This is a genomic window from Paenibacillus ihbetae (assembly GCF_002741055.1).
Lineage (GTDB): Bacteria > Bacillota > Bacilli > Paenibacillales > Paenibacillaceae > Paenibacillus_AQ > Paenibacillus_AQ ihbetae.
In genome coordinates this window covers 1,135,241-1,150,396 of record NZ_CP016809.1, presented here as the reverse complement: position 1 = coordinate 1,150,396, position 15,156 = coordinate 1,135,241, and the positions used below count along the sequence as shown (strand labels likewise).

Below are 15,156 nucleotides of genomic sequence, written 5' to 3'. Positions count from 1 at the left end.
TGCTTGTTTGGATGTGGACTTCTTTTTTTTAGGAACTGAGACCATTTTTCGCAAAATTCATGCCAAAGGAGGAATCGACGATGACCCCGAAGCCATGCATCGTCCAAAGGGATCGGACCGTTCTGCTTGAGACCGCACACCCCGAATTCGAGCAGGCCCGCCGGCAGCTGTCGCAGTATGCCGATCTGCTCAAAAGTCCTTCGTCGTTTCATACATATCGCATCACCCCGTTATCGCTCTGGAATGCCGCCGCAAGCGGGATGAGCGCCGAAACGATCTGCTCCAGCCTGCAAGGGCTGGCCAGATGGGAGGTTCCGTCGCAGGTTCTGGCGGAAATCCGCCAGCTTGTCACCCGTTACGGGCAGCTGTCTCTGCTCCCGCATCCGGGCAAGGAGCAGCATCTGCTTCTGCGCAGCGACAGCGAGCCGCTGCTGAACGAGCTGCGCCCACTTCGCGCGCTGGCGGACATCGGGCTCGTCTTCCGTTCATCCAGGGAAGCGGAGGTCCCGGCGGACCGGCGCGGCTTATTGAAGCAGGAGCTGACGCGCCTGGGCTATCCGGTACTGGACCATGCGGGATACCAGGACGGGCAGCATTTGGATATCCGGTGGCGGGGAGAAACCGTTCAGGTGTCCGTAAATCCAGGCAGCGCATGTATTCCGGAAGCTTCTGATCCCCGCATGGAGGAGAACGGGCAGGGCTTTCAGCTTCGCGATTACCAGCGCGAGGCGGCCGCATCCATTCGGGATGCCGGAGGCGCAGGGGGCAGCGGCGTGATCGTGCTGCCGTGCGGGGCGGGGAAGACGGTAATCGGCATGGCGGCAATGCGCGAGCTGCAGTGCGAGACGCTGATCCTTACTTCCAATACGACCTCGGTCAGACAGTGGGTCGATGAGCTATTAAAGAAAACGACGCTGACCCCGGAGGACATCGGCGAATATTCCGGACATCGCAAAGAAGTCCGGCCGGTCACCGTCGCTACGTATCAGATATTGACGCACCGGCGGGGCAAGGGAGACGAGCAGCTTCATATGAAGCTGTTCAACGAACGCCGCTGGGGGCTGATCATATACGATGAGGTTCATCTGCTGCCCGCCCCGGTATTTCGCGCCACCGCCGATATCCAGGCGACGAGGCGTCTGGGGCTGACGGCCACGCTGATCCGCGAGGATGGACGGGAGCATGACGTTTTTTCACTGATCGGTCCGAAGCGGTATGAGATGCCGTGGAAGGAGCTCGAGGATCAGGGGTGGATCGCCGAGGTGGACTGCCTGGAGGTTAAGGTTCCGATGCCTTCGCATCTGAGAGCCGAATACCGGGCTGCCGGAAAGCGGGAGCAGTATCGGCTCGCGGCCGAGAATCCGGTCAAGCTGCCAACGCTGATCCGGCTTATCGAGCGCCATCCGGGGGCACAGATTCTCGTTATCGGCCAGTACCTGGATCAGCTGAAGGCCATTGCCGATCGGCTGCAGGCCCCGCTCATTACCGGGCGGATGGCGCAGAATGAACGGCATGCATGGTATGCCGCTTTTCGCAGCGGGGAGACCCGGCTGCTGGTCGTCTCGAAGGTTGCCAATTTTGCGGTGGATCTGCCGGATGCGTCGGTCGCTATCGAGGTTTCCGGCAGCTACGGCTCGCGTCAGGAAGAAGCCCAGCGTTTGGGGAGGCTGCTGCGGCCCAAGCAAGGTGAGAACAAGGCGCATTTCTATACGCTCGTAACCGAGGACAGCCGCGAGGAATTATTTGCGCTGCGCCGCCGCATGTTCTTGATTGAGCAGGGGTACGAGTATCATGCGATGACCGTCATGGAGGAGGCGGCACCCGCCCCTGCGGATGCGAAGCGGGCTTCGGGCCGCAACGAGCGGAAGCCGGCGGGCAAAAGGGAGGCATCAAGCACATGACGGCGATGGGGAATCATGAAAGCGGAGGAACGGCCAGCCTGGATCAGCTGCGTCCCTTGGAGCGTACGGTGCTTTGCTCGATTTGGCGCAGGTTCGCCGGGCGGCCCTTTAATGAGGACCATCTGCGTACTTTGATCATTCCGCGTTTGAGCGGCGCGGAGGTGCAGCTCGGGGTGCAGCTCCTGCGAAGACGGGGATGGATTAGGGCGGCAAGCAAAGGATGGAACGAGTGGGAGTACTTTATTCCGTTTCATCAGCTCGGTTCCCTTCAATCGTCGTTTTGCGGCTTGCAGTCAGTCCCGGAGGCCGCAGAGCCCTCCAGGCTGCTGCAGGAAGGGAGTGCCGGCATATCGCTCGATGTATTCAATACGCTGGTCTACGCCCTGAAAACCTCTTTAGCCGTTACATCCCGCGGCGTACTGCACAAGAAGCATATCCGGCGGCTGGAGGAAATCGCCGCCCTTTCTCCTGCCGATCTGGATGCGGCGGTGCTCCGATTCACGCAGCATGAAGCGTATCCGCCCCAAGTAGCGCTTATTCTGGACCTGCTTCAGTCCCTCGGCCTTGCCGCCGTCGAGCGCCACGGGCTGATTATTAACCGCCGGGCTCTCGGAGAATGGCTCAAGCTTTCGCGCGAAGCGATGGACAACAGGCTCCTCTTCATGCTCATGGAACGCTGCATTCCGGAGAATCCGGCCTACCAGCATTTCGTCTGGCGCCTGTGCGATCCGTCGCTGCCTTCCGGCCGATGGATCGATCCGGTTCTGCTCCTGGCGGAAAGCTATGACGACAGTCAGAAGGGGGAGGACTCCGGCACCAGCAACCGGTTAAACGCCGGGGATGTCCTTCCATGGCTTCGTTTGCTGGCCGGCTGCGGGTACATCGACCTCGGAGCGGATGGCGACGGGAGCATCGTATTCCGGTGGCGGATAACGCCATCCCCGGCGCCGGCTTTTTCCGGGGATATCGTAAGCAGCGAGGCAGAATGCGGCCGGCTGTATATTCAGCCCGATTTCGACATCCTGATCCCGCCCGACGTTCCGTATACGCTGAGATTTCAGGCTGCGCTGTGTACGGAACGGTTATCGGATGACGTCATGTCGGTTTATCGGCTGACCCGGGACTCGGTCTTGGATGCCGTTAGGGCAGGCATTGATCCGGATCAGATCATCGAGCTGCTCGAGAAAGGGTCGGCAGCCGGATTCCCTGACCACGTCCGGACAGCGATCGTCCAGTGGGGCATGGAGGACGATTCAGGGAATCGCCCCCATCCGCCGGCCAACCGGCTTCGGCAGGGCAACGCTGACCTTGCCGACCTTGCCGACCTTGCCGACCTTGCCGATGTAGCCGGTGCCGGAATCAACCGCTATTCGCTGCCCTGGTCTCTGGATTCCGCAGCGGCTGGGAGCGAGGAGCGGGTTGGTGGCTTTGACGAAGCCCGGAGCGAGCCGAATGGGATGGAGGAGCAGGTGCCCGATATCGACTCCCTGCTCCCGGATCTCACGCGGATTCCTGCGATGTGGACGAAGGAATGGCGGGCTTACCACAGCTCAACGGCCAAACAAATGATGGAGCAGGCGCTCGCTTTATCCGTAAAACTGGAAATTTCGATCGATGGAAGGCGGATGGAATTTATTCCGCGCGAGCTTGGGCGAAACCCCTGGAAAATGACGGGCGCCCTGTATCCACCCGACTCAGGCGGCCCGGAGTCGGTCGTGCAGCTTGGCGAAGGACAATGGAGAGAAATGCGCCTGCTTCTCCCTGGAAGCGTATGAATTCCCCCCTTCTTAAGAGACGTGCGTTATGCTATGATGGAAGAGTCCACGAATGCACAAGCAAGGGACGAATCTAATAGAGAAGCGGGATGAGTTCATGAGCGTATCGGAAATAAACACGATCGATATGGCCGAGGTGCTCACCTATGCCTACGAGATCGGCGATATGATTAATGCTTCCGTCGAAGTGGCGGATTATTTATATTGGAAGCAGGCGGTTGAGCGTGATCCGGCCATCCAGAGCCTGATCAAGAAGCTGGAAGCCAAGAAGGAGCTGTTCGAGGAGACGCAGCGGTTCGGCCACTTCCATCCGAACTACCATTCGGCGAAGGATGAGGTCAGCAAGGTGGAGGCGGAGCTGGAAGCCTTTGAACCGGTCGTCCGGTTCAAGCAGGCGGAGAAGAACCTGGATGATCTTCTGCACTCAATGTCCGAGCGAATTGCCTTCTCGGTTTCGAGCAGCATCAAGGTCCCTAGCAACGATCCTCTTCCGAAGAAGGGCTGCGGCAGCGGCGGTGCCTGCCAGTGCGGATAAAGCGCTGTTTGCCGATAAGAGAATGAAAGCGAGGCGAGGACCTTAGGATGTTGGCGGAACGTACCGGTTTTATTATATGGGTCAGCGATGTAAAGGCAGCGAGGAATCTGGAGAAGTACGGCAGCGTGCATTATATTTCACGCCGGATGCATTACGTTGTGATGTACGTCAACGCGGACCGTGCCGAGGAAACGATGAAGAATATCCGGAGATTATCATATGTTCGCAAGATCGAACGCTCTTACCGGAACGAGATTAAGACGGAATATAACAGCAAAGGTCCTGACAAGGCGAAGTTCTACGGTCCATAGACTGCAGATAAGCCTTATAAGGCGCTGGTTTAAAGACAGTCAGAAACGAACATAAGGCAACCACAGGTTGCAGCAAGCGGATTAGCGGCCCTTTTCGGGCCGCTTTTTCGTCGTCCGCCGGGGAGAGCCGGTGATCCGACCGAGAACCGTATTTTCATTTTTATAAAAATTATCGGCAATAGCTGAAATAGATTGGAATAAATCGGAATCTCCGTCGATAATATAGATACAACTAGAGGAATTACTAAATTTTCGGTAAATGTTCACAAGAAGCAAGGTTTCAATCTTGTGAATCCTAGTGGAATGATGTAATATGTTGGGTATATATACATAGATATAAAGACCCATTTGGTGGAGAGTGATATTCCATGCGCGACAAAGGGACTGAGCGTTGGAGCACATACGAGCCGTTTTATATTACATTGAATGATAAAAAAGTGGCTGACATCGTCGTCACCAATCATGCGAGAAGCCGGTATACGGATCGGGTAAAGGGCGATGACACGACCCATGAGGAAATCGGGGCATGGATGTGGGAATGCCTGAAGCAGAACCGGATCGTGCCGTACTACCGCAATGAACAGGACGTTTATTTAATTGACGATGATTTGGTCGTGGTAGCGGAGTTTTCCGAGCTGGAGGATGAGCGTGATCTTATCGGCAACCCGCTGCATCGGATGATTATCGTGACTTTTTTGGGACGCATGTCGGAGACGATCGAGCTTCGCGACCTGAAGTCGTATTATTCGTGGCTGCGCCATTCGCGGCGTATGACCTTGATCAAGAACAGCCGTAAGCGAAAGTAATGTTAAACATAATATATCCCTATATAGAAATCCACATTGGCATGCGAGCGATCTGCGCGGATGTCTTTTTTGTGCGTTTGCCGGCAATCGGCTACAATGGTGTTGAGCCAGGCAGCGAGAGGGGTAACGATCGTTATGAATTTTCATCAGCTACATATTTTCTATACGGTGGCGGAGCGGGGGAGCTTCTCGGCAGCCGCCCAGGCGCTTCACATGAGCCAGCCTGCGGTCACGATGCAGATCCAGGCCCTGGAGGAGCATTTCGGCACGAAGCTGCTGAACCGCTCCACGAAGCGCATCGAACTGAGCGAGGCCGGCCGGATTCTGCTGCCCTATGCCCGGAAGATCCTGGAGCTCTCTCGGGAAACGGATGCGGCGATGGCGGCCTTTTCCAATATGCTGCTGGGAAGGCTCCAGCTCGGCGCAAGCCTGACCATCGGCGAATATGTGCTGCCGCGCCTCCTTGGCCCTTTCGGGCGGGCATATCCCGACATTTCGATTATGCTGAAGGTCATGAACACCTCGCAGATCCTCGAGGAGATCGCGGGTCATCAATTGAATTTCGGGCTGATCGAAGCCCCGGTGGAGCACCCGGATATGGTGCTTGAGCCGGTCATGGAGGATGAGCTGAAGCTGATTGTCCCGTCGGGGCATCCGCTCGCGGCTCGACCGGATCCGGTCGAGCTGCACGAAGTGCTTACCTATCCGTTTGTGCTTCGAGAGAAGGGCTCCGGAACCCGGAAGGTGATGGAGGATGTGTTGATAGAGCGGGGGATTGACCCCAGGGGAATCCGGACCGTCATGGAGCTCGGCAGCACCGGCGCGGTCAAATCAGCCGTGGAGGAGGGGCTCGGGATTACGATGCTCTCCACCTCGACCGTCAAGCACGAAACGGCGCTCGGGCTGGTCAAGATGATTGATATTGCGGATGCATCGTTCAGACGAAACTTCTATGCGATTCAGCTGCGGTCCGCACTGCTGCCGATGTCGGCGACGACCTTCCTGACTTACTTGAAAGAGCAGCGGCAGTAACCCGCGCTTGTAGACGTGCAGCGGCCGCAAGTACTGTGGCTATGGCCCAATGCGAAAGGAGATTGGAAATGCCCATACGATTACCGGATGACGTAAAGGGAGGCTGTGATTTGCACACGCACACACAGGCTTCGGATGGAATGAATCGACCGTCTCAAAATGTACAGCTCGCTTTCGAGCGCGGCTTACACGCTCTGGCCATTACGGACCATGATACGGTCGCCGGCGTCGAAGAAGCTCTCCTTGCCGGAGGACGTCTCGGCATTGAGGTGGTGCCCGGCGTGGAGATCAGTACCATGGCCGGCGGCAAGGACATTCATATCCTGGGGTATTATGTGAATATCCATGACGAAGTCTTTCTCGGACGGCTGGCGGAGCTCCGGCGAACGAGGGAGCTGCGCAATGAGAAGATATTGGCGAAGCTTAAGGAGCTCGGAATCAGCATCACGATGGATGAAGTCATCCGGGGGCTGGGGCGGGAGCTTGCTCCCGACGAGAGCATCGGCCGGCCTCATATCGCCGATGCGTTAGTCCGCAAGGGACATGCAGGCAGCATGCGCGAGGCGTTTGACCGCTATCTCGCCCAAGGGGCGGCAGCCTATGTGCCCCAGGAGCGGATTCATCCGTCGGTGGCTTGCGGTTGGATCCGCGATGCAGGAGGCGTTCCCGTTCTTGCCCACCCGGGCATTTACGGGGACGATGAGCTGGTGGATATGATCATTCGGGAGGCCGCGCCGGTAGGCATCGAGGTGTACCACTCCGACCATGGAGCCGACGATGAAACCCGCTACTTGGCCATGGCCGAGCGATACAGCCTCATCGTGACCGGCGGCTCGGACTATCATGGCGTGAGACAGGGCGAGGTGTTTCACGGAGACATCGGTGCAAGGCGCGTAGCGGCCGAGGTGCTGGATCAGCTGCGGAATTCACGGCGATCCGGACAGTGAACGGATATGAATCAGACATATCAATAAAAACGGGTACCCCCGATTTTCGTTATCATGGGGGATACCCGTTTTTTATTCCGGTTCTATACTTTTATACCATCCGCTGCCCGGTCAAGGACGGGCGCTATCGGTTGTTTTTCACGGTGCTCGGCAGTCCCTTGATCAGCTGTTCATCCGGCGTGACGAACAAGGTCTTCTGATTATCGTAGATGACATATCCCGGCTTCGCTCCGTTTGGCTTGCGGACATGCCGGATCAAGGTGTAATCGACAGGCACGCTGCTGGACTCCTTGGCCTGGCTGTGGTAGGCGGCCAGCTGCGCCGCTTCCTGCAGCGTCGCCTCCCCGAATTCGGTGCCGCGGATCACGACATGCGACCCTGGAATATCCTTCGTGTGAAGCCATGTATCGTTTGGGGAAGCCAGACGGTTGGTAAGGTACTCGTTCTGCAGATTGTTCTTCCCGACGTACAGCTCGATGCCCTCCGATGAAGTGTAGACATGAAGCGTAGGCTTGTCGTTCTTCTTCTTTTTCTTCGTCTTGCGGCTTCGGTCCCGAAGGTACCCTTGCTGGATCAATTCTTCCCGTATTTCGTCAATGTCGTTCAAGGTGGCGTGGTCGAGCTGCTGAAGCAGGTTGTCGAGATAGCCGATTTCCTCGCGGGTCTTGATCAGCTGCTCGTTAATGACGGCCAGGCTGTTTTTATATTTGTTGTATTTTTTAAAATAGCGCTGGGCATTATCCGAAGGCGTCAGGAGAGGGTCCAGCGGAATGGTGACGACCGCCTGCTCTTCATCATAATAGTTGACGAGCCGGACTTCCCGATCCCCCTTCTGAATTTGGTGCAGCGAGGCGAACAGAAGCTCGCCGAAGATCCGGTAACGGTCCGCATCGCCGGCTTCCTCCAAATCCTCATGCAGTTTATCGAGCTTCTTGATATTCTTGGTCCGCTCGTTCTGCAGAAAACGCAGAAGATCGCTTACCTTCTGCTTCACGGCGTCGCGCTGGGCTTTATCGCCGTAATAATCCTCCATGCACTCGCTCACCGAGCCATAGGTCTTGGTCTCTTCCGCCAAATGGGTGAGCGGAATGACCGAGAATACCGACTTCCCTTTTGCATTAAGTCCGGATACGGGGCTGTACCGATGCTGGCGCACCATCTCCATGACCTCGTTGAATGCGCTCCACAGGCCGCCGCAGTTTTTCTCCGATTCTTCTCCGGAGGACTCTCCCGCTCCGGCCCGGTGCGTGATCTCCTGGGCGGCGAGCGGGCTCAAACCGCTGAAGGTGCCCACAAGCCACGAAACAGCCGGTTCCTCGCTGAGCAGGCATGCCTCGCGAAAAGCCTCTTGTCCCGTCTCAAGCGGATTCTGCTTGAACTGCTCGGGCGGGCTTGTGTAGGCAAAGCCGGGCATGACAACTCTGTAGCTGCTGATCGCCGGCGTGACATGGTGAATGCCGTCCAGGATCGTGCCCGTGGCCGGATCGAGCAGGATGATGTTGCTGTGCCTACCCATCAGCTCAACGATGATTTTTTTGGTGGATATATCGCCCAGCTCGTCGCGCTGCCGAACCGTGATCTCGATGATCCGCTCCATGCCGACCTGCGATATATCCTCAATGATGCCGCTCTCGCAGTGCTTGCGCATCACCATGCAGAACATGGGAGCTTCCGCCGGATTGACGAACGCTTCGCCGGTAAGATGCACCCGGGGATACGTCGGGTTCGCGGACAGCAGCAGCTTTGCATTGCCCTGCTGCGTGCGGATATGCAGGACGATGTCCCTCTCATTCGGTTGATATATCTTATTGATCCGTGCGCCCCGGCATGATTGAAGCTCATGCACGATCGCCCGTGTAACGATTCCGTCCAGTGCCATGAATACATTCTCCTTCTGTCTCTTACCCTTCCTATCTTACTTCTCTATGATGCCATATTTCCTGCGAAAACTTAATAGCCCCTTCTGTGATAATTCAGGTTTTGTCCGAATACATTTACGTAGCAAGGGTGGAAAAGCTGTCAATCCGCCGGAATTTTGCGTAAAACAACCGGGAGGGAAAGGAAGCATGGAACAAAAGCAATGGCACCAGATGGATGTGGATGAATTGCAGCAGGTGCTGCATTTGCGTCCGGAGCAGGGCCTCACGGAAGAGGAAGCCGGGGAAAGACGGAAAACCAGCGGTTATAACGAGCTCTCCGAGGGGGAGAAAATTTCCCCGCTTGTTCTGTTTTTGAACCAATTCAAGGATTTCATGGTGCTCGTGCTCCTTGGGGCGACCCTGATCTCCGGATTGCTCGGGGAGTATCTGGATGCCGTAACCATCGTGGCGATCATACTGATAAACGGGATACTCGGTTTCGTCCAGGAGTTTAAGGCGGAACGGTCGCTGCGGGCTTTGAAGCAGCTGTCCGCCCCGTCCTCCAAGGTGCTGCGGGACGGCAAAGTGGTGCACCTGGCGGCCAGGGAGCTGGTGCCTGGAGACGTGGTGCTGGTGGAGAGCGGCGACCGCATTCCGGCCGATGTCCGCTGGCTAGAGACAAGCAGCTGCAGCGTCGAGGAGTCGGCATTAACCGGGGAGTCGATGCCGGTGAATAAGCATGCCGAGCCCATCCCCGAGGCGGATGTGCCGCTTGGCGATCGCAAAAACATCGGCTTCATGGGCACGATGGTCACCCGCGGTTCCGCCAAAGGCGTTGTCATCCGGACCGGGATGGATACGGAAATGGGCAAAATCGCCGATCTGATCCAAAGCACGGAATCCCAGGAAACGCCGCTGCAGCATCGTTTGGAGCAGCTTGGGAAAATATTGATCGGCGTGTCGCTCGCCCTTACGGTTCTGGTCGTCGTGGCGGGAATCCTGCACGGGCAGCCGGCGGCGGGCATGTTCCTGGCGGGCGTCAGCCTTGCGGTTGCAGCCATTCCGGAGGGGCTTCCGGCCATCGTTACGATCGCCCTGGCGCTCGGCGTCCAGCGGATGATCAAGCGCAAGGCCATCGTCCGGAAGCTGCCTTCGGTCGAGACGCTCGGCTGCGCCTCTGTCATCTGCTCCGACAAGACGGGCACGCTGACCCAGAATAAAATGACCGTCACCCGGATCTGGCTCGGGGGTCGCATCTTGGAGGTGACCGGACAAGGCTATGATCCGACCGGACAAATCCTCCATAAGGGCAAGCCGGTCGAGCTGCGGTCCGATCAGGCGCTGCGCCGGCTCCTGCAGATCGGAGGACTATGCAACAACGCCGAAATCGTCGAGACCCTGCAGCAAGAAGCGCGCAACAAGCGCAAAGGCAAGGAGGAGCCGGCGGCGCCTTCCGCTTGGGAATTGAAGGGCGATCCGACCGAGGGCGCCCTGCTGACCCTGTCGTCCAAGATGGGTTTGACCAAAGCAAGCTTGGCATCCGTGTACCAGCGGGATAAGGAGTTTCCGTTCGATTCGGAACGGAAGCTGATGTCCGTCATCGTCAGCCATCAGGGGGGACGCCTGCTCTGCACGAAGGGTGCGCCGGATGTGCTGCTTGAAGCATGCACGTATATGTTATGGGACGGAAACGTCGTGCCGCTGACACCGACGCTGCGACAGAAGGTCCTTGCCGCGAACGAAGGCATGGCTTCCGAAGCGCTGCGGGTGCTCGGCCTTGCATACCGGGATCTCCGGCCTTACGACAAGCCGGAAACGGACAAGGAGGCGGAGGGCCAGCTGATCTTCGTCGGATTGGCAGGGATGATCGATCCGCCTCGCCGCGAGGTGCGCGACGCGATTGCGACCTGCCGCCGGGCGGGCATCAAGACGGTGATGATTACCGGCGACCACCGGACCACCGCCGAAGCGATTGCCGGCCAGCTCGGCATCATGCCGAGGAACGGCTTATCCTTGACCGGACAGGAGCTGGCGCGGATGGATGACAAGGAGCTGGATGCCAAAGTGGACCAGACCTTCGTCTATGCCCGCGTATCTCCGGAGCATAAGCTCCGTATCGTCAAATCGCTGCAGCGCAAGGGCCACGTGGTGGCGATGACCGGCGACGGGGTCAACGATGCGCCGGCCATCAAGGCGTCGGATATCGGGATCGCAATGGGGATCACCGGCACGGATGTAACCAAGGAAGCCTCGTCGCTCGTGCTCAGCGACGACAACTTCTCGACTATCGTATCGGCGATAGAAGAAGGCAGGAGCATCTATGAGAACATACGCAAGTTCATCCGCTATTTGCTGGCATCGAATGTCGGCGAAATTTTGACGATGTTCTTCGCGATGATGCTGGGCCTGCCGCTTCCGCTCGTGCCGATCCAGATTCTGTGGGTAAACCTCGTCACCGACGGGCTTCCGGCGATGGCGCTCGGCGTGGACCAGCCGGAGAAGGACCTGATGGAGCACAAGCCGAGAGGGGCCAAGGAGAACATCTTCGCCCGGCGGCTCGGCTGGAAAATTATCAGCCGCGGCGTTTTGATCGGCCTCTGTACGCTGGGAGCCTTCTGGATTACGCTGTCCGGCTCGCCTGACGATTTGGTGAAAGCCCAGTCGGTTGCCTTTGCCACGCTGGTGATGGCGCAGCTGATCCACGTGTTCGATTGCCGCAGCTCACGCTCCATTTTCCACCGTAACCCGCTGCAAAACAAGGCGCTGGTGCTGGCGGTGCTCTCCTCGATCCTTCTGATGCTGGGCGTTATGTACATCGAGGTGTTCCAGCCGATCTTCAAGACGGTTCCGCTCGGGCTGAAGGAATGGGCGCTGGTGCTTGTTGCCGCCGGAATCCCGACCTTCCTGATGGGGGCCGGCAGCGTATGGGGAGGACGGAGAAACCGGAACCGGAGCCGCCGCAGCATGATGACGAAGAGTGCAAATATTTCGGCATAAAATCAATTGGTCAGCCCATCCGATTCGTATATGCTAAACTCAAGTTTTGCTATTGCGGAGGAGATGGGTTTGACGATGGATTTTACAAAAATGCACGGACTCGGCAACGACTTCGTTGTCGTGTACGGAGAACAGGAATTGCCTTCGAACGCCTCCGAGCTGGCGGTGAAGCTGTGTGACCGCTTCTTCGGCATCGGCGCGGACGGACTCGTATATATACTGCCTTCAGCCAAGGCGGATTTCACGATGCGGATTATGAACTCCGACGGATCCGAAGCGGAGCAGTGCGGCAACGCGATCCGCTGCGTTGCGAAGTATGTTTACGATCATGGCCTGATCGATCGCACGGAAATGACGATTGAGACGCTTGGCGCGGGCGTGCAGAAGCTGCGCCTTACCGTCGAGGAAGGAAGGGTCGCCAGCGTGCGGGTCGATATGGGCGAGCCGATCCTGGATGGACTTCGCGTGCCGACAACGGTGGATCAGCATCCGGTGGTGAATCATCCGATCGAGGTTGACGGGCGGGAATTTCGCTTTACGGCCGTGTCGATGGGGAACCCGCACTGCGTAATCTACGTAGACGACGCCGTCAGCTTCGATCTCGGCACCTGGGGGCCGAAGCTGGAGGTTCACCCGCTGTTCCCGCGGAAGACGAACGTCGAATTCGCGACCGTCAACTCCCGGAATCAGATCGATATGCGGGTATGGGAACGCGGTGCAGGACCAACGCTTGCTTGCGGCACCGGAGCCTGTGCAACACTCGTGGCCTCTGTCCTTAACGGTTCGGCCGACCGCAGCGCGACCATCTCCCTTAAAGGCGGCGACTTGTTCATCGAATGGGATGAGCATGACAATCACGTATATATGACCGGGCCAGCCGAAGTTGTGTATACGGGAGCCGTTGTCCTGTAATAGGGTTGCTGCACCGTTGCTTAAGCGTTCATGTCGGAATCGTTAGACGAACTGGATATACCGGTATTTGCGGCAGCAGCTGTCCATTGCCTGGAAAATGCATGAAGGAGACCTGAAGAGGTCTCCTCTTTGTCTCTTTATCTTTAGAGAGGTTTTGTGATACATTAGTGAAAATATTAGTCAGGTGGAGGGAAGGCACAGTGAAACCGGATCTAAGGCAGGCATGGGAGAATCAGGTACTGATCGGGGACGGCGCCATAGGTACCTATTTATATCAACTTGGGTTCCCCGTAGGCATATCATATGAGGAGCTGAACCTGACCTCTCCGGAGGTTATCGGAAACGTTCACCGGCAGTATGTGGACGCTGGCGCGCAGGTGATCGAAACGAATACATTTTCGGCCAACTACGACAAGCTGTCCAAGTACGGTTTGGAGTCCAAGGTCGGGGAGATCAACCGGGCAGGCGTGCGCATTGCCCGCGAGGCTGCAGGCCGCGACGGCTATGTCGTCGGCGCTGTCGGCTCCATTCGGGCCGGCCGCAGAAGCAATATATCGACAGGCGAGCTGAAGCGGTATTTTGAGGAACAGCTCGGCGTTCTATTATCCGAGGACGTGGACGGCATCCTGCTGGAAACATTTTATGATGTCGAAGAAATCCAGCTGGCGCTGCAGCAGGTCCGCAAGCTGACCGACCTGCCCGTCATTTGCCAGTTCGCGGTCGAGAATATCGCCCGGACGCTCGACGGCTTCTCGATGCAGGACGCTTACCGGATTCTAAGCCAGGACGGCGCCGACGTGATCGGCTTTAACTGCCGGACGGGACCGAACGGGATCATGCGCGCATTGGAAACGCTGAGCGGTGTTATGAATCTGCCGGCATCGGTCTATCCTAATGCTGGGATCGCCGATTACGTGGACGGCGAATTCCGTTATGGCGCAAGCCCTGAGTATTTCGGTCAAATGGCGGTGCCGTTCGCGGACCTCGGCGCCCGGATTATCGGCGGATGCTGCGGAACGACGCCGGCTCATATCGCCGAGATCGCTTCGGCTTTATCCGGCTACGCGCCATCGCCTCTGCCGGAGGTCGAACCGGCCGAAATCAACCGGGTCGTCATTCAGGAGCCTGCGGAGAGCAATCCGCCAGAGCCCTCTTCCGAGCCTTCCCTCGTCGATCTTGTGAAGGAACGCCACACCGTCATCGTGGAGCTGGATCCGCCGCGCGACCTCGACATCACCAAGTTTATGAAGGGGGCCGAGGCGCTGAAGAACGCGGGAGCGGATGCGCTGACGCTGGCCGACAACTCCCTCGCGGTCACCCGGATGAGCAATATGGCGCTGGGGCATCTTGTACAAGCCAGAATCGGCCTTCGGCCGTTGATTCATATCGCCTGCCGGGACCGGAACCTGATCGGGACCCAATCCCATATGATGGGCTTTGACGCGCTCGGCATCGATCATGTGCTTGCAGTTACGGGCGATCCGGCCCGTTTTGGCGACCTTCCGGGCTCAAGCTCGGTTTACGACATGACCTCGTTCGAGATCATCCGGATGATCAAGCAGCTGAACGAAGGCATCGCGTTCTCCGGCAAGCCCCTGAAGCAAAAAGCCAAGTTCGTTGTCGGAGCGGCGTTTAATCCGAATGTGCGCCATCTGGATAAGGCGGTTGCGCGTCTGGAGAAGAAGATTGCGTCCGGCGCGGATTATGTGATGACGCAGCCGGTGTATGATCCGGAGCTGATCGCTAGGCTTAGAGAGGCAACCGCTCACCTGGATATCCCGATTTTTATCGGCATTATGCCGCTGGCCAGCGGACGGAACGCAGAGTATCTGCACAACGAGGTGCCGGGCATTCAGCTGTCCGATGAAGTCCGCAGCCGCATGGCAGGGCTGGAAGGGGAAGCCGGGCGAGCGATGGGCGTCCAAATCGGCAAGGAGCTGCTGGATGTCGCAACCAAGCATTTCAACGGCATTTACCTGATGACGCCGTTTATGTTCTATGAAATGAGCGTGCAGTTAATGGAGTACGTGTGGGAGATATCGGGCCGCCGACTGTCCCCCTTGTTTCATTAATAATTATCA

The 15,156-nt window shown here is 57.6% G+C and carries 11 protein-coding genes; 10 read left to right on the top strand and 1 reads right to left on the bottom strand.

Going from position 1 to position 15,156, the window contains the following annotated elements; genetic code table 11:
- Positions 1-80 precede the first annotated feature (80 nt).
- From BBD41_RS05330 to BBD41_RS05300, 7 genes are all read left to right on the top strand, one after another.
- The gene (locus BBD41_RS05330) at positions 81-1,901 is read left to right on the top strand and encodes a DNA repair helicase XPB (RefSeq protein WP_099476916.1); all 1,821 of its coding nucleotides are present in this window, start codon (positions 81-83) and stop codon (positions 1,899-1,901) included.
- The gene (locus BBD41_RS05325; protein WP_237087015.1) at positions 1,898-3,676 is read left to right on the top strand and encodes a helicase-associated domain-containing protein; all 1,779 of its coding nucleotides are present in this window, start codon (positions 1,898-1,900) and stop codon (positions 3,674-3,676) included. Before BBD41_RS05330 ends, BBD41_RS05325 begins: the two co-directional genes overlap by 4 nt.
- A gap of 97 nt (positions 3,677-3,773) precedes the next feature.
- Complete coding sequence (locus tag BBD41_RS05320) at positions 3,774-4,211, top strand: YlbF/YmcA family competence regulator (RefSeq protein ID WP_077568911.1); 438 nt, start codon at positions 3,774-3,776, stop codon at positions 4,209-4,211.
- A 47-nt stretch (positions 4,212-4,258) separates the two neighbouring features.
- On the top strand, positions 4,259-4,522 hold the full coding sequence (locus tag BBD41_RS05315) for a YlbG family protein (protein WP_007129638.1): 264 nt from the start codon (positions 4,259-4,261) through the stop codon (positions 4,520-4,522).
- 368 nt (positions 4,523-4,890) lie between these two features.
- Positions 4,891-5,328, top strand: coding sequence for a hypothetical protein (locus tag BBD41_RS05310; protein WP_007129639.1), 438 nt, complete (start codon positions 4,891-4,893; stop codon positions 5,326-5,328).
- Between the two features lie 135 nt (positions 5,329-5,463).
- Positions 5,464-6,360, top strand: a complete 897-nt coding sequence (locus tag BBD41_RS05305; RefSeq protein ID WP_099476915.1) for a selenium metabolism-associated LysR family transcriptional regulator — start codon at positions 5,464-5,466, stop codon at positions 6,358-6,360.
- Between the two features lie 68 nt (positions 6,361-6,428).
- Complete coding sequence (locus BBD41_RS05300) at positions 6,429-7,307, top strand: PHP domain-containing protein (protein ID WP_077565190.1); 879 nt, start codon at positions 6,429-6,431, stop codon at positions 7,305-7,307.
- A gap of 124 nt (positions 7,308-7,431) precedes the next feature.
- Here BBD41_RS05300 and BBD41_RS05295 read toward each other — a convergent pair whose 3' ends face one another.
- Positions 7,432-9,186, bottom strand: coding sequence for an Rqc2 family fibronectin-binding protein (locus tag BBD41_RS05295; RefSeq protein WP_077565191.1), 1,755 nt, complete (start codon positions 9,184-9,186; stop codon positions 7,432-7,434).
- Positions 9,187-9,373: 187 nt separating this feature from the next.
- On the opposite strand from BBD41_RS05295, the gene BBD41_RS05290 reads away from it, so the two are divergent.
- The 3 genes from BBD41_RS05290 (at position 9,374) to BBD41_RS05280 (ending at position 15,147) form a co-directional block, all read left to right on the top strand.
- The gene (locus BBD41_RS05290) at positions 9,374-12,163 is read left to right on the top strand and encodes a calcium-translocating P-type ATPase, SERCA-type (protein ID WP_099476913.1); all 2,790 of its coding nucleotides are present in this window, start codon (positions 9,374-9,376) and stop codon (positions 12,161-12,163) included.
- 75 nt (positions 12,164-12,238) lie between these two features.
- Positions 12,239-13,075: a diaminopimelate epimerase gene (gene dapF, locus BBD41_RS05285; RefSeq protein WP_099476912.1), complete on the top strand. Its 837-nt coding sequence runs from the start codon at positions 12,239-12,241 to the stop codon at positions 13,073-13,075.
- Positions 13,076-13,275: 200 nt separating this feature from the next.
- Entirely contained in the window at positions 13,276-15,147 is a 1,872-nt protein-coding gene (locus tag BBD41_RS05280; protein ID WP_099476911.1) for a bifunctional homocysteine S-methyltransferase/methylenetetrahydrofolate reductase, read from the top strand.
- Positions 15,148-15,156: the final 9 nt, after the last annotated feature.

Excerpts from the sequence above, each read along its gene's own strand:
- BBD41_RS05330 (WP_099476916.1), top strand. The coding sequence starts at position 81 with ATGACCCCGAAGCCATGCATCGTCCAAAGGGATCGGACCGTTCTGCTT.
- dapF (WP_099476912.1), top strand. The coding sequence starts at position 12,239 with ATGGATTTTACAAAAATGCACGGACTCGGCAACGACTTCGTTGTCGTG.
- BBD41_RS05290 (WP_099476913.1), top strand. The coding sequence starts at position 9,374 with ATGGAACAAAAGCAATGGCACCAGATGGATGTGGATGAATTGCAGCAG.
- BBD41_RS05310 (WP_007129639.1), top strand. The coding sequence starts at position 4,891 with ATGCGCGACAAAGGGACTGAGCGTTGGAGCACATACGAGCCGTTTTAT.
- BBD41_RS05295 (WP_077565191.1), bottom strand. The coding sequence starts at position 9,186 with ATGGCACTGGACGGAATCGTTACACGGGCGATCGTGCATGAGCTTCAA.
- BBD41_RS05325 (WP_237087015.1), top strand. The coding sequence starts at position 1,898 with ATGACGGCGATGGGGAATCATGAAAGCGGAGGAACGGCCAGCCTGGAT.
- BBD41_RS05315 (WP_007129638.1), top strand. The coding sequence starts at position 4,259 with ATGTTGGCGGAACGTACCGGTTTTATTATATGGGTCAGCGATGTAAAG.
- BBD41_RS05300 (WP_077565190.1), top strand. The coding sequence starts at position 6,429 with ATGCCCATACGATTACCGGATGACGTAAAGGGAGGCTGTGATTTGCAC.
- BBD41_RS05305 (WP_099476915.1), top strand. The coding sequence starts at position 5,464 with ATGAATTTTCATCAGCTACATATTTTCTATACGGTGGCGGAGCGGGGG.
- BBD41_RS05320 (WP_077568911.1), top strand. The coding sequence starts at position 3,774 with ATGAGCGTATCGGAAATAAACACGATCGATATGGCCGAGGTGCTCACC.